General features: G+C 38.1%; 16 protein-coding genes. All 16 read left to right on the forward strand.

The annotated features are described in order from the left end of the window. Window positions 1-101: 101 nt before the first annotated feature. Window positions 102-875, forward strand: a complete 774-nt coding sequence (locus QNH20_RS09405) for a ribonuclease HII (RefSeq protein WP_283922625.1) — start codon at window positions 102-104, stop codon at window positions 873-875. Window positions 876-1189: 314 nt separating this feature from the next. Further along, on the forward strand, window positions 1190-2350 hold the full coding sequence (gene sucC, locus QNH20_RS09410; protein ID WP_283922626.1) for an ADP-forming succinate--CoA ligase subunit beta: 1161 nt from the start codon (window positions 1190-1192) through the stop codon (window positions 2348-2350). 24 nt (window positions 2351-2374) lie between these two features. Continuing rightward, the gene (gene sucD / locus QNH20_RS09415; protein ID WP_283922627.1) at window positions 2375-3277 is read left to right on the forward strand and encodes a succinate--CoA ligase subunit alpha; all 903 of its coding nucleotides are present in this window, start codon (window positions 2375-2377) and stop codon (window positions 3275-3277) included. A gap of 79 nt (window positions 3278-3356) precedes the next feature. Next, window positions 3357-4256 carry a DNA-processing protein DprA gene (gene dprA, locus QNH20_RS09420; RefSeq protein WP_283922628.1) on the forward strand — a complete coding sequence of 300 codons (900 nt, stop codon included), beginning with the start codon at window positions 3357-3359 and terminating at the stop codon, window positions 4254-4256. 332 nt (window positions 4257-4588) lie between these two features. Further along, entirely contained in the window at window positions 4589-6667 is a 2079-nt protein-coding gene (gene topA / locus QNH20_RS09425) for a type I DNA topoisomerase (protein WP_283922629.1), read from the forward strand. Window positions 6668-6849: 182 nt separating this feature from the next. Then, a complete protein-coding gene (gene trmFO / locus QNH20_RS09430) occupies window positions 6850-8157 on the forward strand; it encodes an FADH(2)-oxidizing methylenetetrahydrofolate--tRNA-(uracil(54)-C(5))-methyltransferase TrmFO (RefSeq protein WP_283922630.1) in 1308 nt (435 codons plus the stop codon). A gap of 284 nt (window positions 8158-8441) precedes the next feature. Next, a complete protein-coding gene (gene hslV, locus QNH20_RS09435; RefSeq protein WP_283922631.1) occupies window positions 8442-8984 on the forward strand; it encodes an ATP-dependent protease subunit HslV in 543 nt (180 codons plus the stop codon). Window positions 8985-9004: 20 nt separating this feature from the next. Further along, entirely contained in the window at window positions 9005-10408 is a 1404-nt protein-coding gene (gene hslU / locus QNH20_RS09440; protein WP_283922632.1) for an ATP-dependent protease ATPase subunit HslU, read from the forward strand. Between the two features lie 125 nt (window positions 10409-10533). Beyond that, a complete protein-coding gene (gene codY, locus QNH20_RS09445; protein ID WP_283922633.1) occupies window positions 10534-11313 on the forward strand; it encodes a GTP-sensing pleiotropic transcriptional regulator CodY in 780 nt (259 codons plus the stop codon). Window positions 11314-11512: 199 nt separating this feature from the next. After that, the gene (gene rpsB, locus QNH20_RS09450) at window positions 11513-12217 is read left to right on the forward strand and encodes a 30S ribosomal protein S2 (protein WP_149869592.1); all 705 of its coding nucleotides are present in this window, start codon (window positions 11513-11515) and stop codon (window positions 12215-12217) included. Between the two features lie 364 nt (window positions 12218-12581). Next, on the forward strand, window positions 12582-13466 hold the full coding sequence (tsf, locus tag QNH20_RS09455) for a translation elongation factor Ts (protein ID WP_283922634.1): 885 nt from the start codon (window positions 12582-12584) through the stop codon (window positions 13464-13466). A gap of 131 nt (window positions 13467-13597) precedes the next feature. Further along, window positions 13598-14323 (forward strand): UMP kinase, encoded by a 726-nt coding sequence (gene pyrH / locus QNH20_RS09460; RefSeq protein ID WP_283922635.1) that lies wholly within the window; start codon window positions 13598-13600, stop codon window positions 14321-14323. Continuing rightward, window positions 14323-14880 carry a ribosome recycling factor gene (gene frr, locus QNH20_RS09465; RefSeq protein WP_283922636.1) on the forward strand — a complete coding sequence of 186 codons (558 nt, stop codon included), beginning with the start codon at window positions 14323-14325 and terminating at the stop codon, window positions 14878-14880. Before pyrH ends, frr begins: the two co-directional genes overlap by 1 nt. Before the next feature lie 383 nt (window positions 14881-15263). After that, window positions 15264-16040: an undecaprenyl pyrophosphate synthase gene (locus tag QNH20_RS09470; RefSeq protein ID WP_283922637.1), complete on the forward strand. Its 777-nt coding sequence runs from the start codon at window positions 15264-15266 to the stop codon at window positions 16038-16040. Between the two features lie 25 nt (window positions 16041-16065). Then, the gene (locus tag QNH20_RS09475) at window positions 16066-16851 is read left to right on the forward strand and encodes a phosphatidate cytidylyltransferase (protein WP_283922638.1); all 786 of its coding nucleotides are present in this window, start codon (window positions 16066-16068) and stop codon (window positions 16849-16851) included. Window positions 16852-17353: 502 nt separating this feature from the next. Continuing rightward, window positions 17354-18496, forward strand: a complete 1143-nt coding sequence (dxr, locus tag QNH20_RS09480) for a 1-deoxy-D-xylulose-5-phosphate reductoisomerase (protein ID WP_283922639.1) — start codon at window positions 17354-17356, stop codon at window positions 18494-18496. Window positions 18497-18504: the final 8 nt, after the last annotated feature.

The following is an 18504-nucleotide window of genomic DNA, read 5'->3' on the forward strand; positions in this document are numbered from 1 at the left end:
TCGATAGAACCAGCACACAAATTCGAAATGAATTTTGTGTGCTATTTTTTGTGTATTGAATTTACTATGATACCAGGGTATCATTACAACGGGTGAAATAAATGAAGGTACAAACTATTGCAGAAATTGAACGACAATTAGAAAATATTATGTCAGAAAATGATCCATTTTTGTTACATATCCTTCAAGATGAGCGCAAGGGTGTTCAAAAGTTGGTACATAAATGGCATAAGCAAATGGAAGAGAACAGACGATTAAAGGAAAAATTCAATGAGATGAGCGCATATGAAAAGAAATGGCGATCTCAAGGATTTGAATTGATTGCCGGTGTCGATGAAGTCGGAAGAGGTCCGCTTGCAGGTCCAGTTGTGGCAGCAGCTGTTATTTTGCCAGAGGATTTTTACTTAGCCGGTCTGGATGATTCGAAAAAGCTTTCAGAAAAAAAACGTCAGGAATTCGATGAAATCATTAGAAGGGAAGCACTGGCTTTTAGCGTTTCGATGATTCATGCAATTGAAATTGATGAGATTAATATTTATGAAGCGACAAAAAAGGCAATGAAAGCGGCTATCGCCTTACTAAATCCAAAGCCGGATTTGTTGCTGATTGACGCGATGAAGCTCGATACCCCTTATCCAACAGAATCTATTATTAAAGGGGATGCAATAAGTGTCTCTATCGCGGCAGCTTCGATTGTTGCAAAGGTAGCAAGAGATCAACTGATGAAAGAGATTTCGTTAAGCTATCCAGCCTACGGTTTTCAGCAAAATATGGGGTACGGCACGAAGGAACATATAGAAGCAATAAAACAGCATGGGATTACTTCCTGCCATCGAAAAAGCTTCGCGCCAGTCAAAGATTATATTTTACAATAAAAAACAGGTTTTGAGCCTGTTTTTTATTATTGTAAAAAATAAAATCAGTTATCAAAACCCTTTGTAAAACGAATTTTATTAATGTATTATTCTGAATTTTTTAAAGATGGATATAATTTTTTTGCTTAATGGTAGACAAGGTATGTGTCATTATATAAAATGAAAACGGAGTCAATTTTTTGGCTGGTTAGAAAGTATAAACTATTCAAAATTTTATACTTTCTTCCTGCGCATAAGAAAAACTACGGCATTCGCCAAAAAAAGACTTGGCGAACGCCAAGTTTTACTAAAAGAGTTTGATAGGAGGATGGGAAATGAATATCCATGAGTATCAAGGGAAAGAGATCCTCAGAAATTACGGGGTAGCGGTTCCTAACGGAAAAGTGGCATTCACTGTTGAAGAAGCAGTTGAGGCGGCGAAAGAACTAGGCACACAGGTTTGTGTTGTAAAAGCACAAATCCATGCTGGTGGACGGGGGAAAGCCGGCGGTGTTAAAGTTGCCAAAAACCTTGAAGAGGTTCGTACATATGCAAATGAAATCCTTGGAAAAACATTGGTAACTCACCAAACAGGGCCTGAAGGTAAAGAAGTGAAACGTTTACTTATCGAAGAAGGCTGTGACATCAAAAAAGAATACTATGTTGGTTTAGTACTAGATCGTGCCACTTCACGTGTTGTTTTAATGGCATCTGAAGAAGGCGGTACGGAAATTGAAGAAGTAGCTGCAAAAACTCCGGAGAAAATTTTTAAAGAAGAAATCGATCCTGCAATTGGCTTACAGGCATTCCAAGCACGCCGTATTGCTTTTAATATCAATATACCAAATGAACTTATTAATCAAGCTGTTAAGTTTATGATGGGCTTATACAATGCTTATATCGAAATGGATTGTTCAATTGCCGAAATTAACCCGCTTGTAGTTACAGGAGACGGAAAAGTAATGGCACTTGATGCAAAATTAAACTTCGACTCAAATGCATTGTATCGTCAAAAAGATGTATTAGCGTACCGTGACCATGAAGAAGAAGATGTAAAGGAAATTGAAGCATCAAAATATGATTTGAGCTATGTAGCTTTAGATGGAAATATTGGCTGTATGGTTAATGGTGCCGGACTTGCCATGTCAACGATGGATATCATTAAACATTACGGTGGCGACCCTGCAAACTTCTTAGATGTTGGGGGCGGTGCGACAGCAGAAAAGGTTACAGAAGCGTTTAAAATTATCCTTTCTGATTCAAACGTAAAAGGTATTTTTGTCAATATTTTTGGTGGAATCATGAAGTGTGATGTCATTGCTGAGGGTGTAGTCGAAGCAGCTAAGCAGGTTGGACTAAGTGTTCCACTTGTTGTTCGCTTAGAGGGAACAAACGTTGATTTAGGTAAGAAAATCTTAGCCGAGTCAAGCGTTGAAATTATTGCTGCAGAATCCATGGCTGACGGCGCACAAAAAATCGTTTCATTAGTGAAATAGGATTGACAAGAAAGGGGAATTAACGTGAGCGTTTTTATTAATAAAGATACTAAGGTTATTGTTCAAGGGATAACAGGCGGAACAGCCCGTTTTCATACAAAACAAATGCTTGAATATGGCACCAAAATTGTTGGTGGTACATCTCCTGGGAAAAAAGGTCAGGAAGTTGAAGGTGTACCTGTTTTCAATACGGTAAAGGAAGCCGTTGAAGTAACTGGTGCAAATGCATCTGTTATATATGTCCCGGCACCATTTGCAGCAGATTCTATTATCGAAGCTGTTGATGCAGAATTAGATCTTGTTATTTGTATTACAGAGCATATTCCTGTATTAGATATGGTGAAAGTAAAACGTTACATGGAAGGCAAAAAGACCCGTCTTGTAGGTCCAAACTGTCCAGGTGTTATTACTGCTGATGAATGTAAAATTGGTATTATGCCAGGCTACATCCATACAAAAGGACATGTTGGGGTAGTTTCCCGCTCAGGAACATTAACATATGAAGCTGTACACCAACTAACACAAGCAGGACTTGGTCAAACAACTGCAGTTGGTATTGGCGGTGACCCAGTTAATGGAACTAACTTCATTGATGTTCTAAAGGCTTTTAATGAAGATCCTGAAACATACGCAGTGATTATGATTGGGGAAATTGGCGGTACTGCTGAAGAAGAAGCAGCTGAATGGGTTAAAGCAAACATGACAAAACCTGTTGTTGGTTTTATCGGCGGACGTACAGCACCTCCAGGAAAACGTATGGGCCACGCTGGTGCCATTATCTCTGGCGGAAAGGGTACTGCAGACGAAAAAATCCGCATCATGAATGAATGCGGCATTAAAGTAGCGGATACCCCATCTGTAATGGGTGAAACACTGATTGAAGTTTTGAAAGAGCAAGGTCTATATGAAAAGTGTAAGACCCACTAATATACACATCATGATGGTTACTGATAGTCCCTCATAGTTGAGGGGCTATTTCTCGTACTATAAAAAAGGAGAATGAATAATGGATGACTTTAAAGAAAAACTGATTCATTTGCTTCATTACCCAAATATCTCATGGAATACTGTGTATCAAATGCTAAAAAAGGATCCAACACTTCAGTCCTTGTACCGGACCCAACCTCAGTCATCTCATCAAATTTCCTTATTTCCACAAGTAAACCACGATAACGCTTTGGATAAATCTTCTATCATTCCTCTACATCCTGACCTTATTCACGAACAAATCCGTCAATACGAAACCAATGATATTACTATGATTACTATTTTCGATAATGAATATCCAAAGTACTTAAAAGAAATCTACCAGCCGCCATGGGCTTTATTTCTGAAGGGGGATTTATCGCTTCTTGAAAAAGAGCCGAAACTTGCAGTTGTTGGCTCTCGTCAAGCAACACAATACGGAAAAAATGCGATTAAGTTAATTTTTCCTAAGTTAATAGATAATGGTGTTCTCATTGTGAGTGGTTTAGCAAAGGGAATAGATACCCTGGCACATGAATATGCGATAAAAAATGGCGGTAAAACAATCGCTGTTATTGCAGGCGGTTTTTATCATATCTACCCAAAAGAAAATATGAGTCTTGCACTTGAATTAATGAAAACACAGCTTGTAATATCCGAGTATCCCCCAGATACCAAGCCGCTTAGATGGCATTTTCCCGCACGAAATCGAATCATTAGCGGTTTAGCGGCCGGAACGTTTATTATAGAAGCAAAGCGAAAAAGCGGTTCGCTCATCACGGCCAATTATGCCGTCAACGAAGGTCGTGATGTATTTTCGTTGCCTGGAAGTATTTTTAATCCATATTCCATTGGAGCAAATGATTTAATTCAGCAAGGGGCAAAGCTTGTTACAAGGGCTGAGGATATTTTGGAAGAAATAAGATTAAACTCTATGTAAAATTAAAAACTTAAGAATAAAAATTGTTATTTTTGCAGGTTTTTTCGATTAAATGGAGAAATTAGCTAAAAAAGGTTGCAAAAATTTCTATTATGTTATACATTTTCCAACAGATGTTCGAAAAAAAGAATATATCAAAAATGAATAAATACTATTGTAATAAACATATAATTAAAATTTTTGGGATAAGGCAGTTTTGTAAAGTATTTTCTCCAGTTAAAATTGTTAAAACTGGAATTTAGGAAAACTTCTCAAATGGTAAGCATCTTAGAAATAGGCTTTTGCCGTATTCGAGGCGCTTTCACACTTTCCCTCTTAAGGAGGATATTTGAATGGCAGAATTTCTTGTAATCGTTGAATCCCCAGCAAAAGCGAAAACAATAGAACGATACTTAGGAAATAAATATAAAGTAAAAGCTTCGATGGGGCATGTTCGTGATTTGCCACGGAGTCAGATGGGTGTATATAAAGAAAATAACTTTGAGCCAAAATATATTACAATCCGCGGGAAAGGCCCTGTTTTAAAGGAATTAAAAACAGCGGCCAAAAAGGCAAAAAAAGTTTATCTCGCGGCCGACCCGGATCGTGAAGGGGAAGCAATTGCCTGGCATTTAGCGCACAGTTTAGATGTTGACATTAACTCAGATTGCCGTGTTGTTTTTAATGAAATCACAAAGGATGCTATAAAAGAATCATTCAAGCATCCTCGTCCAATTAATATGGATCTTGTTGATGCTCAGCAGGCACGCAGGATTTTAGACCGGCTCGTAGGCTATAATATTAGCCCGATTCTTTGGAAGAAGGTGAAAAAAGGCTTAAGCGCAGGACGTGTTCAATCCGTTGCAGTTCGATTGATTATTGATAGGGAAAAAGAGATAAAAGCGTTTACACCTGAAGAATATTGGACAATTGAAGGTGAATTTATAAAGGGAAAAGATCAATTCAATGCCAATTTCCATTCTTTGGTTGGCAATGATAAAAACGAGCTTAAGTCAGAACAAGACGTTCAGGCTATTTTAGGGCAACTGACAGAAGATAAGTTCAAAGTGATTTCTGTGACGAAAAAAGAGCGTCGTAGAAACCCGGCACTGCCTTTTATCACATCCTCCTTACAGCAAGAAGCAGCCAGAAAGCTGAACTTCCGGGCCAAAAAAACGATGATGCTTGCACAGCAGTTATACGAAGGAATCGAACTTGGGAAAGAAGGAACAATTGGTCTCATTACGTATATGAGAACTGATTCCACTCGAATTTCAGAGGTTGCGCAGGCAGAGGCCGCTAACTATATAAAAGCGGAATATGGTGAGAACTTTCTAAAGAATGAACAAAGAAAAGAAAAAAAGAAAACGAATGCACAGGATGCCCATGAAGGAATTCGTCCTACAAGTCCATTAAGAGATCCCAACAGCTTAAAAGAATTTCTATCACGTGATCAGTTCCGTTTGTACAAATTAATTTGGGAGCGTTTTTTAGCAAGTCAAATGGCACAGGCAATTATGGATACGATGAGTGTGGATTTACAGAATGGAAATGTACTGTTCCGTGCGACCGGCTCTAAAATTAAGTTTCCAGGCTTTATGAAGCTATATGTTGAAGGGTCAGATGACCAAGAAGATGGACCTGAAAAAATGCTTCCAGATCTCAAAGAAGGAGATGAAGTGTTTAAAAAGGATATTGATCCAAAACAGCACTTTACACAGCCTCCTCCACGTTACACAGAAGCAAGACTTGTCAAAACACTGGAGGAGCTTGGAATTGGTCGCCCTTCTACATATGCACCAACCTTGGATACAATTCAAAAACGGGGCTATGTTGCGCTTGATAATAAACGATTTATACCTACCGAGCTGGGTGAAATTGTCCATGAGTTGATTCTTGAATTTTTCCCTGACGTTATTGACGTGGAGTTCACAGTAAAAATGGAACAGGGATTGGATAATATCGAAGACGGAAAAGTACCATGGGTTCAAATTATTGATGAATTTTACCAAGATTTCGAGACGCATGTAGAAAAGGCTGAAAAAGAAATGCAGTCAGTAGAAATCAAAGATGAGCCAGCTGGTGAGGATTGTGAAAACTGTGGAAACCCAATGGTTTTTAAAATGGGCAGATACGGAAAATTCATGGCTTGTAGTAATTTCCCAGATTGTCGGAATACCAAACCGATTGTAAAAGAAATCGGTGTAACTTGCCCGTCATGTAAGGAAGGGCAGATTATTGAACGAAAGAGTAAGAAAAAAAGATTGTTTTACGGCTGCACCCGATATCCTGAGTGTGAATTCATTTCTTGGGATAAACCGTTACCTAGAGCCTGCCCTAAATGTGAAGGCCTGCTAGTCGAAAAGAAATTAAAAAAAGGCGTCCAAGTTCAATGTGTTACTTGTGATTACAAGGAAGAACCGCAAAGTTAAGAGTGGGAAAGTTCCACTCTTTTTATTTTTGTAAATAAATAAGTAATTAAAACTTTTTTCTTTTTCATACGTATAGTACAATGCAAGATGGACTCAAATGTGGGAAAGCTACATTTATAATGCTTGTTTAACCAAAATGGTATTTAACTCAAGTTCCAGGTAGAATTTCAGGAGGTTCCAAAATGAAAGACATAACAGTAAATGTAGTTGGTGCTGGTTTGGCAGGAAGTGAAGCAGCATGGCAGATTGCTAAACGTGGCATAAAAGTACGACTCTATGAGATGCGGCCGGTAAAACAAACACCAGCACACCATACAGATAAATTTGCAGAATTGGTATGCAGTAATTCATTGCGGGCCAATACGTTAACAAATGCTGTTGGGGTATTAAAAGAAGAAATGAGAAAGCTTGATTCAGTGATTATCGCTGCGGCTGATGCTTGTTCCGTTCCAGCAGGTGGAGCTTTGGCTGTTGATCGTCATGAATTTGCCGCCAAAGTAACTGAGATGGTCAAAAATCATGAAAATGTTACGGTTGTTAATGAAGAGGTCACCGAAATTCCAGATGGGCCAACCGTTATTGCTACAGGACCTCTAACCAGCCCAGATCTCTCAGCACAGCTTAAAAACTTAACCGGTGAAGATTATCTATATTTTTATGATGCAGCAGCACCAATTCTAGAAAAAGAAAGCATCAACATGGAAAAAGTATATTTGAAGTCACGCTATGATAAAGGAGAAGCTGCTTATTTAAATTGCCCGATGACAGAGGAAGAGTTTAATCGTTTTTATGAAGCACTCATTTCTGCTGAGACGGTACCATTGAAGGAATTTGAAAAAGAGGTCTTTTTTGAAGGCTGTATGCCAATTGAAGTAATGGCGGCAAGAGGAAAGAAAACGATGCTTTTTGGACCGTTAAAACCGGTTGGATTAGAGGATCCGAAAACAGGAAAAAGACCATTTGCAGTTGTGCAGCTTCGTCAAGATGATGCAGCTGGGACCCTGTTTAATATTGTCGGTTTTCAGACACATTTAAAGTGGGGTGCCCAAAAGGAAGTTATTCAGTTGATTCCTGGTCTTGAAAAGGCAGAAATCATTCGATATGGTGTGATGCACCGTAATACCTTTATTAATTCACCGAAGGTACTCAAGGCCACATATCAATTTCAAAATCGTGAAGATTTATTTTTTGCCGGTCAAATGACTGGGGTTGAGGGATATGTAGAATCAGCTGCAAGTGGTTTAATAGCCGGAATCAATGCAGCACGGTTAGTTGAAGGAATGGATACAGTAGAGTTTCCGGCGGAAACAGCTATTGGAAGTATGGCACGTTATATTACTACAGCAAATCCTGATAACTTTCAGCCGATGAATGCTAATTTTGGGTTGTTTCCTGAGCTGCCAGTTAAAATAAAAGGAAAGCAGGAAAGGAATTTACAACATGCAAATCGAGCTTTAGAGACAATTCAGAACTTTGCGAAAGTTTTGTAAAATTTATTGCAAGGACATTGGAAGTATGATACGATTTAGTAGCCCTTGTCAGTGAATAGTATGATAAATGTGAATGTTTTATTAAATTTATGTATCTTCTGTTTACAAATTAAAAGGAATTACGCAAAATATACAATTGAACATTGTCAACTTGATTTCATTGATTTCGTTTTATCCAAATCTATACCAAGTAATTGATGAAGAACTAGATTCTGCTTGATCCAATTATTTACATACCATCTGTGTTTATAAACGGAAATTACTCCTGAAGGAGGAAGATTTGTTTGAATCAATTTCATGCAACAACAATATTTGCAATTCATCATAACGGCGAGTGTTCTATGTCTGGTGATGGCCAAGTTACATTTGGTAATGCAGTAGTGATGAAGCACACTGCAAAAAAGGTAAGAAAGATATTTAATGGTAAAGTATTGGCTGGTTTTGCCGGTTCAGTTGCTGATGCATTTACTCTTTTTGAACTGTTTGAAGGGAAATTAGAGGAGTATAATGGAAATCTCCAAAGAGCAGCTGTTGAGCTTGCAAAAGAATGGAGAAACGATAAAATGCTCCGCAAGTTGGAAGCGATGTTAATTGTAATGAATCGTGAAAGCTTGCTTCTTGTTTCCGGTACTGGGGAAGTCATCGAACCCGACGACGGGATTCTCGCGATTGGCTCTGGTGGGAATTACGCATTGGCGGCAGGTCGTTCACTGAAGAAATATGCCGGGGATCATCTATCTGCGAAAGAAATCGCGAAAGCTTCTTTAGAAATAGCTGCAGAAATTTGTGTATACACGAACCACAACATTATCGTTGAAGAGCTATAACGGGAAGGAGACTGAAAAATATGGGTAGAACAACCAATTTAACCCCCCGCCAAATTGTCGAAAGACTTGATCAATATATTATAGGACAAAAGGATGCAAAGAAAGCGGTCGCTGTTGCTTTAAGAAACCGTTACAGAAGGGGTTTATTAAATGATAAACTCCGGGAAGAGATTATTCCTAAAAATATTTTGATGATAGGACCGACCGGGGTTGGTAAAACGGAAATTGCCAGAAGGATTGCAAAGCTTGTTGGTGCACCGTTTATTAAGGTTGAGGCGACTAAATTTACAGAAGTAGGCTATGTTGGCCGTGATGTTGAATCAATGGTTAGAGATTTAGCCGAAACCTCTGTTCGATTAGTGAAAGAGGACCGGATGCAAAGTGTAAAGGAGCGGGCCGAGGAAAATGCAAATGGAAGGCTTGTAGATTTACTTGTTCCATCTGCAAAAAAATCGACGAACTATAAAAACCCACTCGAAATGTTGTTTGGAGGAGGAAATTCTAATGCTGAACCTGAGACGCAGCAGGAAGATTACTCTATTCAAGAAAAACGAAAGATTATTAAAGAGAAACTTGCTCTTGGTCAGTTGGAGGATGAAATTGTTACCGTAGAGGTTGAGGAGCAAACGCCTTCTATGTTTGATATGCTCCAAGGTTCTGGTATTGAACAAATGGGTATGAACATGCAGGATGCTCTGAGCAGCTTTATGCCGAAAAAGCGGAAGAAAAGAAAATTAACCGTTCATGAAGCAAGGAAAGTGTTAACAAATGAAGAAGCTGCAAAACTGATTGACATGGATGAGGTTACATCAGAAGCCGTTTATCGCGCGGAACAAAATGGGATTATCTTTATTGATGAAATCGATAAAATTGCAAGCAAGAATTCTGGAGGCTCTTCAGCAGATGTTTCGAGAGAAGGTGTTCAAAGGGATATTTTACCGGTTGTTGAAGGTTCGACAGTAGTTACGAAATATGGTTCGATTAAAACCGATCATATTTTATTTATCGCTGCTGGGGCGTTTCATATGGCTAAACCATCTGATTTAATACCTGAACTTCAAGGCCGATTCCCGATTCGGGTGGAACTAACGAAATTGACTGTGGAAGACTTTTTCAGAATCTTAATCGAGCCAGATAACGCTTTAATAAAGCAATATCAAGCATTATTGGAAACAGAAGGTATACAAATTGAATTTTCTGACGATGCTATTCGTAGAATTGCTGAAATAGCATTCGAAGTGAATCAAAATACAGACAATATTGGTGCCAGACGACTCCATACTATATTAGAAAAGCTTTTAGAGGACTTATCTTTTGAAGCACCGGATATTTCAATGGAGAAAATCACGATTACACCGCAGTATGTCGATGATAAACTTGGTGCTATATCAAAAAATAAAGATTTATCCCAGTTTATTCTTTAGGAACAGTTGTTTAATCTTAAATTTTTTGGAAACATCGTTCCTTAAATGACCTAATACGTCGAAAATGATTGTAATAGCTTTTTAAATTTAATAATGTTTGTAGTTAATTAGGAGGAAGAAACACGATGGATTTACTTACAAAAACAAGAAAAATTAATGTATTATTGCAAAAAGCTGCAGGAAAGCCAGTAAACTTCAAAGAAATGTCAGAAACATTAAGTGAAACAATTGAAGCAAATGTTTACATTGTCAGCCGCCGCGGAAAACTTCTAGGTTTTTCAATTTATCAACAAATTGAAAACGAAAGAATGAAAAAAATGTTTGAAGACCGTCAATTTCCGGAAGAATATACAAAAGGCTTATTTAATATTCAAGAAACTTCATCAAATCTTGATATTGAAAGCCAATATACTGCTTTTCCTGTGGAAAATAGAGAATTATTCCGTGAAGGATTGACAACAATTGTTCCTATTATTGGTGGTGGAGAACGTCTTGGCACCTTAATCCTTGCAAGATTACAAGAAAAATTCCAAGATGATGATTTAATCCTTGCAGAATATGGTGCAACTGTAGTTGGCATGGAGATTTTACGTGAAAAAGCAGAAGAGATTGAAGAAGAAGCTAGAAGCAAAGCGGTTGTTCAAATGGCCATTAGTTCATTGTCTTATAGTGAACTAGAAGCCATTGAGCATATTTTTGAAGAGCTTAATGGTCATGAAGGACTGCTAGTTGCTTCAAAAATTGCTGATCGCGTTGGTATTACACGTTCAGTTATTGTCAATGCTCTAAGAAAGCTTGAGAGTGCTGGGGTAATTGAATCGCGCTCCCTAGGTATGAAAGGAACGTATATTAAAGTCTTAAATGATAAGTTTCTTGTTGAACTTGATAAACTAAGAACTAAGTAAAAATATAAATCTCCAGTTTATCTGGGGATTTTTTATTTTTCTTAAAGTATAGCGCTTGATTGTTAAGTTTACTTATGCTATAGTATTTCATGGTGTTAATACACACGCTTATTGATTTAAACAGACGGTGCTGTTATTAACAGTTTCTGTTTAAAAATGAGATAAGCGGAGGAAAACAAACCATTAGGAGGAAAAAAACATGTCAGTTATTTCAATGAAGCAATTGCTTGAAGCTGGTGTACATTTCGGACACCAAACTCGCCGTTGGAACCCTAAGATGAAGAAATATATCTTCACTGAGCGTAACGGTATCTACATTATCGACCTTCAAAAAACAGTTAAAAAGGTTGAAGAAGCTTATAACTGGGTGAAGGAACTTGCTGGCAACGGCGGAACAGTTCTTTTTGTTGGTACAAAGAAACAAGCTCAAGATTCTGTTAAAGAAGAAGCAGGCCGTTCTGGTATGTACTATGTTAACCAACGCTGGTTAGGTGGTACATTAACAAACTTTGAAACAATTCAAAAGCGTATCGGCCGCTTAAAAGATATCGAAAGAATGTCAGAAGACGGTACTTTCGAAGTACTACCTAAGAAAGAAGTAGTACAATTGAAGAAAGAACAAGAACGTCTTGAAAAATTCCTAGGCGGAATCAAAGACATGAAACAGCTTCCTGACGCACTTTTCATCATTGACCCTCGTAAAGAGCGTATCGCAGTTGCTGAAGCGAAGAAATTAAACATTCCTATTGTTGGTATCGTTGATACAAACTGTGATCCAGACGAAATCGATGTAGTTATTCCAGCGAATGACGATGCGATTCGCGCGGTTAAGCTTTTAACTGGTAAAATGGCTGATGCCATCCTTGAAGCAAAACAAGGCGAAGAAGTGCAAGTAGAAGCTTAAATAGAAAAGCGGAATCGCCTTGCACAGCCAGCATATGACATGTACTACGGGAGGCTTTTTTGTCTTTCGCAGTGATTGGCTTATGATCTCGAGCGGGGCTAAGCGATGAAGCTGGACAATTTAGTGAACTAAAAAAGGTGATAAGAGGGAGACCCTTTATCACCTTTTTTTAAAGAAAACTTGCCATTAGGCGAAGACAGAGGTTCAGTTAAACTTATGCCGATAGGCAGTTTCTAATCAATTTCTGCAAGTTACTTTCCTATTCGAAAAAAACCCGTCGGTTGTCGGGCTAAAGAATGTTTATCTTAGATTTCAATGGCTAAGATATGAGTATAGTACATAGAATTAAAGGAGGAAGAAAATTATGGCAGTTACTGCTCAAATGGTTAAAGAATTACGTGAAAAAACTGGCGCTGGAATGATGGATTGCAAAAAAGCATTAACAGAAACAAATGGTGATATGGAAAAAGCAATTGATTATTTACGTGAAAAAGGGATTGCAAAAGCGGCAAAGAAAGCCGATCGAGTTGCTGCTGAAGGGTTAACATCCATTTTAACAGAAGGTAATGATGCAGTTATTCTTGAAGTAAACTCTGAAACTGACTTCGTTGCGAAAAATGAAGGGTTCCAAACTCTTGTAAAGGAACTGGCACAGCATCTTCTTAAAAACAAACCAGAAACAGTTGAAGAAGCTTCTGCTCAAAAAATGGAAAATGGGGCAATCGTTGAGGAACACATCAACGCTGCGATTGCTAAAATTGGTGAAAAATTATCACTTCGCCGTTTTGCTGTAGTATCAAAAACAGAAAATGATGCATTTGGTGCTTACCTTCATATGGGTGGACGCATCAGCGTGCTAACAGTTCTTGAAGGCACTACAGATGCCGATGCTGCTAAAGATATTTCTATGCACATTACAGCACTCAGACCAAAATACGTTTCTCGTGACCAAGTATCACAAGAGGAAATTGAACGTGAGCGTCAAGTATTAACACAACAAGCTCTTAACGAAGGCAAACCTGAAAACATCGTTGCGAAAATGGTGGAAGGTCGTCTTGGAAAATATTTTGAAGATGTATGTGTCCTTGATCAAACTTTTGTTAAAAACCCTGATCAAAAAGTACGTCAATTTGTTGAATCCAAAGGTGCAACATTACGTGAATTCGTACGCTACGAAGTAGGGGAAGGCATCGAAAAACGTGAAGATAACTTCGCAGAAGAAGTTATGAACCAAGTAAATAAACAATAGTCAAATATTCTCTAGCTTAAAATCGAACAAGTTTTAAGGGAATGTTACTGTATAGGTTTTTAAATAGGGAACACGGTGTGTTCCCTATTTTTCAAGCTAACTAAGTTATAAATTACATAATGGAGGTTTATATGAGCGGTCCTAAGTACAAACGCGTGGTATTAAAATTGAGCGGAGAAGCACTTGCTGGTGAATCGAGCTTTGGAATTAAACCTTCAGTTATCAAATCGATTGCCATTCAAGTAAAAGAAATTGCAGAACTTGGGGTAGAGGTAGCTGTGGTTGTTGGCGGCGGCAATATTTGGCGCGGGAAAATCGGAAGTGAAATGGGTATGGACAGAGCAACTGCCGATTATATGGGGATGCTTGCAACTGTAATGAATTCTTTAGCACTTCAAGATAGTTTGGAGCACTTAGGAATTGAATCACGTGTACAAACCTCAATAGAAATGCGTCAGGTCGCTGAACCGTATATTAGACGTCGTGCCATTAGACATTTAGAGAAGCAACGTGTCGTTATTTTTGCTGCTGGAACAGGTAATCCTTATTTCTCAACTGATACAACAGCTGCACTGCGAGCAGCAGAAATTGATGCTGAGGTTATATTAATGGCAAAAAATAATGTCGATGGTGTCTATTCGGCAGACCCTCGTATCGACGCAAATGCCACTAAATATGAAGATCTAACATTCTTAGATGTGATTAAAGAAGGGTTAGCTGTCATGGACTCAACAGCATCTTCCTTATGTATGGATAATGATATTCCACTAATTGTTTTCTCAATTATGGAACAAGGCAATATTAAAAAAGCCGTTATGGGTGAAAAAATTGGAACTATCGTTAGGGGGAAAAATTAATGCCAAAACAAGTCATCTCTTCTACAAAAGATCGTATGACAAAAGCTATTCAGTCATATACTCGCGAACTTGCTAGCATCCGAGCTGGGAGAGCAAGTGCTTCTTTACTTGACCGGATTACGGTTGATTATTATGGCGCACCTACTCCTGTAAATCAAATGGCAGGTATCACAACTCCTGAAGCTAGACTACTCGTAATTCAACCATATGATAAATCAATTCTTAGTGAAATTGAAAAGGCAATCTTAAAATCTGATTTAGGAATAAATCCTACCAACGATGGTCAGGTTATTCGAATTGCAATTCCTCAATTGACAGAGGAACGCCGGAAAGAACTCGTTAAAGTAGTTAAAAAAGAATCTGAAGAAGCAAAGGTTGCACTTCGTAATATTCGACGTGATGCCAATGATTCTTTGAAGAAGCTTGAGAAGAATGGTGAAATTACAGAAGATGCACTTCGTGGCTATTCTGATGATGTTCAAAAGCTTACTGATGAATTCATTCAAAAAATCGATCAAATCACAAAAGACAAAGAAAAAGAAATATTAGAAGTGTAATGCATGTATAGTATCAGCGTCTAGCCCCTCGAGATTGCTGCTATTCTGCCGATGATGTCAACGAACGTCTTCATCGACAGACCATCTAGTGCTTGTCGGGGCTAATCAAGGCGCTTCCGCTTTTATGATCAGAAGACCCTCTTTCTAGGGGGTTTTTTCACTATTTTTGGGATTATTTGATAACGAGGAATATCCCCCGGAAGTTTTCTGAACATTATTCTTAATTCCTTTTATTTTACATAAGTTATTATTAGAGATATCTTCTAGCTTTTTTGGTATGATAATACCATCTAACCTAAAAGATACTTTACATACCTACATCTGATTCAATTGTAAATGATCTATTTTCGGAGGAAATGATTAACTAATTGAGGAGCAATGTTATGTTAAATAAATTTATACTTAGGAAGAAGCAAAATACCTCTTCCACACTCCGAGATAAAATAGAAGAAATAAAAAAACTGCCTGTTCCTGAGCATGTTGCCATAATAATGGATGGCAACGGGCGCTGGGCTAAAAAAAGGGCGTTACCGCGTATTGCTGGCCATCATGAAGGGATGAAGGTTGTTCGTAAAACAACCATGTTGGCAAATGATCTTGGAATAAAAGTCTTAACCCTGTATGCTTTTTCAACTGAGAACTGGAAGCGCCCCAAAAATGAAGTTGAATACATTATGAAGCTGCCGGAAGAATTTTTAGGGACATTTCTTCCTGATTTAGTTAAGAATAATGTTCAAGTGAAAATGATGGGTTATAAAGATCAGCTTCCAATACATACTCTTCGAGCAATAGAAAAAGCTATGGAAGAAACGAAAGATAACACCGGACTCGTGTTAAACTTTGCCTTGAATTATGGAAGCAGAGCTGAGATACTCGATGCGGTTAAGCAAGTCTTAAATGATAGCAAAAATGGCATACTAAAAGAGAGTGAACTCGACGAACGAGTATTCTCCTCCTACCTAATGAGTTCGAATTTCACTGATCCTGACCTTTTAATCCGTACTAGTGGTGAAATTCGCTTGAGTAACTTTATGCTTTGGCAATTGGCTTACTCGGAGTTTTGGTTTACGGATGTATTATGGCCTGACTTTAATGAGGATCATTTGCTTGAAGCGGTTGATGTCTTCCAAAAACGCCAACGTCGGTATGGTGGCTTATAGAATAAAAAAGGTGTTGAATTACTAAATGAAGCAAAGAATCATAACAGGAGTCGTCGCTGCGGCATTATTTTTGCCAATTGTTTATTTTGGCGGGATTCCGCTTGTAGTATTAACCTATTTTTTAGCTACTATTGGGTTGTATGAATTAATGAGAATGAAAAATCTTAACATTTTTTCTATCCATGGAATACTTTCGATTTTGTTTCTATGGGTACTAATTTTTCCGGAGAAGTATCAATATGTCTTGGATACTTTTTATTATTCAAAAACAGAATTGTGCATTGTGTTTATACTATTATTATTGACATACACTGTGATTACCAAGAATCGTTTTACATTTGAGGATGTCTCATTTTCCATACTATCCGCCCTTTATGTAGGAATTGGCTTTTATTTTTTCTTTGAAACAAGGGTGGATGGGGGATTAGTTTACATTTTATATTCCTTATTTATGGTTTGGGCAACGGATTCAGGTGCTTACTTTATTGGGAAAGCGCTTGGAAAGAGAAAGCTCTGGCCAGAAATCAGCCCTAATAAGACCGTTGAAGGTTTCTTAGGCGGTGTCGTTTGTGCAGTTATTGTTGCCCTTCTCTTTGTATTATTCACTGATATAAAAGGGTCAATAATTGGAATAACTGCTGTACTATCTGTTTTTGGACAAATTGGCGATCTTGTTCAATCCGCTTTTAAACGTCATTTTAATGTGAAAGATTCAGGAAAAATTTTACCTGGTCATGGAGGTATACTTGATCGCTTTGACAGCCTAATATTTGTTTGGCCAATATTAAACCTATTCCACCTTTGGAATTAAAGTTCAACAAACAATCAGTGGGCTCCCGTTAAAGCGGGATAAGTGAAACTACAATCAGTGTTTTTTTCCACTGATTGTTAGTTGAACCAATCGGGCTTTTACGGGCAGTTGAACCCTCCGCAAATCCTTAATAGTTCTTATAAAGTTTTGAAAAGGGGTCTTACTGCCCGTTAAAGCGGGATAAGTGAAACTACAATCAGTGTTTTTTTTCACTGATTGTTAGTTGAACCAATCGGGCTTTTACGGGCAGTTGAATCCTCCGCAAATCCTTAATAGTTCTTATAAAGTTTTGAAGAGGGGTCTTACTGCCCGTTAAAGCGGGATAAGTGAAACTACAATCAGTGTTTTTTTTCACTGATTGTTAGTTGAACCAATCGGGCTTTTACGGGCAGTTGAACCCTCCGCAAATCCTTAATAGTTCTTATAAAGTTTTGAAAAGGGGTCTTACTGCCCGTTAAAGCGGGATAATTTGTTTTTGCTTTTCTTATAGGAGTTGAATGTTTTGAAATTAATTAATTTATTGGGTGCAACAGGATCAGTCGGGACACAGACGATTGATATTATTCGTGAGCATCCAACCCAATTTAAGTTAGCTGCATTTTCCGTTGGTAAAAATATCGATTTGGCACGAAAATTGATTGTCGAGTTTAAGCCAGAGCTAGTTTCTGTACAAGACCATAGTGATTGTAATACATTAAAAGCAGAATTTCCTCAAACAAAGTTTACTTACGGTAATGAAGGATTGATAGAGGTAGCTGTATATGAAAAATCTAATATCCTTGTCAATGCCGTTCTTGGCAGTGTTGGTTTACATCCAACATTACAAGCAATTGAATGTAAAAAGGAAATTGCGATTGCGAATAAAGAAACACTTGTAACGGCAGGGCATTTAGTAATGGAGGCGGCAAGAAAGAATAATGTACGACTTCTTCCTGTGGATAGCGAGCATTCAGCTATTTTCCAGGCCTTACAAGGAGAAAAGGATAAAAATATTGAAAGATTAATTTTAACAGCTTCGGGTGGCAGTTTTCGTGACAGGACTCGTGAAGAGCTAGAAAATGTTACGGTACAAGAGGCTTTGAACCACCCGAATTGGTCGATGGGTGCGAAAATTACGATTGACTCTGCCACGATGATGAACAAAGGGTTAGAGGTAATTGAGGCACATTGGTTGTTTCATATGCCATATGAAAAAATTGATGTATTGCTCCATAAAGAAAGTATCATCCATTCTATGATTGAATTCCATGACTCAAGTATTATCGCCCAACTTGGAACACCAGATATGAGAGTGCCAATCCAATATGCACTCACATACCCTGACCGCCTGCCTCTTCCCTCTGGTACCCGGTTAAATTTGGCGAGTATTGGTAAACTACATTTTCAGGAAATGGATGTTGAAAGGTTCCGCTGTCTGAAATATGCTTATATGGCTGGAAAAAAAGGCGGAACAATGCCAACTGTTTTGAATGCTGCCAACGAAACTGCCGTAGCTGCGTTTTTAAAAGGTAAAATTCGTTTCTTGCAGATCGAAGATTTGATTGAGAAGGCATTAAGCACTCATCAAACCATGGATCATCCAAGCTTAACAATGATAGAAGAGGTAGATAAAGAAACGAGACAGTATGTACATTCACTTCTATAAAAAAGGTG

This window comes from Neobacillus sp. WH10, assembly GCF_030123405.1.
In the GTDB taxonomy this organism is placed as follows: Bacteria; Bacillota; Bacilli; order Bacillales; family Cytobacillaceae; genus Neobacillus.

Coding starts and splice junctions, on each gene's coding strand:
- sucC (WP_283922626.1), top strand. CDS start 1,190: ATGAATATCCATGAGTATCAAGGGAAAGAGATCCTCAGAAATTACGGG.
- dprA (WP_283922628.1), top strand. CDS start 3,357: ATGGATGACTTTAAAGAAAAACTGATTCATTTGCTTCATTACCCAAAT.
- QNH20_RS09405 (WP_283922625.1), top strand. CDS start 102: ATGAAGGTACAAACTATTGCAGAAATTGAACGACAATTAGAAAATATT.
- topA (WP_283922629.1), top strand. CDS start 4,589: ATGGCAGAATTTCTTGTAATCGTTGAATCCCCAGCAAAAGCGAAAACA.
- QNH20_RS09475 (WP_283922638.1), top strand. CDS start 16,066: ATGAAGCAAAGAATCATAACAGGAGTCGTCGCTGCGGCATTATTTTTG.
- tsf (WP_283922634.1), top strand. CDS start 12,582: ATGGCAGTTACTGCTCAAATGGTTAAAGAATTACGTGAAAAAACTGGC.
- QNH20_RS09470 (WP_283922637.1), top strand. CDS start 15,264: ATGTTAAATAAATTTATACTTAGGAAGAAGCAAAATACCTCTTCCACA.
- rpsB (WP_149869592.1), top strand. CDS start 11,513: ATGTCAGTTATTTCAATGAAGCAATTGCTTGAAGCTGGTGTACATTTC.
- trmFO (WP_283922630.1), top strand. CDS start 6,850: ATGAAAGACATAACAGTAAATGTAGTTGGTGCTGGTTTGGCAGGAAGT.
- hslU (WP_283922632.1), top strand. CDS start 9,005: ATGGGTAGAACAACCAATTTAACCCCCCGCCAAATTGTCGAAAGACTT.
- frr (WP_283922636.1), top strand. CDS start 14,323: ATGCCAAAACAAGTCATCTCTTCTACAAAAGATCGTATGACAAAAGCT.
- pyrH (WP_283922635.1), top strand. CDS start 13,598: ATGAGCGGTCCTAAGTACAAACGCGTGGTATTAAAATTGAGCGGAGAA.
- codY (WP_283922633.1), top strand. CDS start 10,534: ATGGATTTACTTACAAAAACAAGAAAAATTAATGTATTATTGCAAAAA.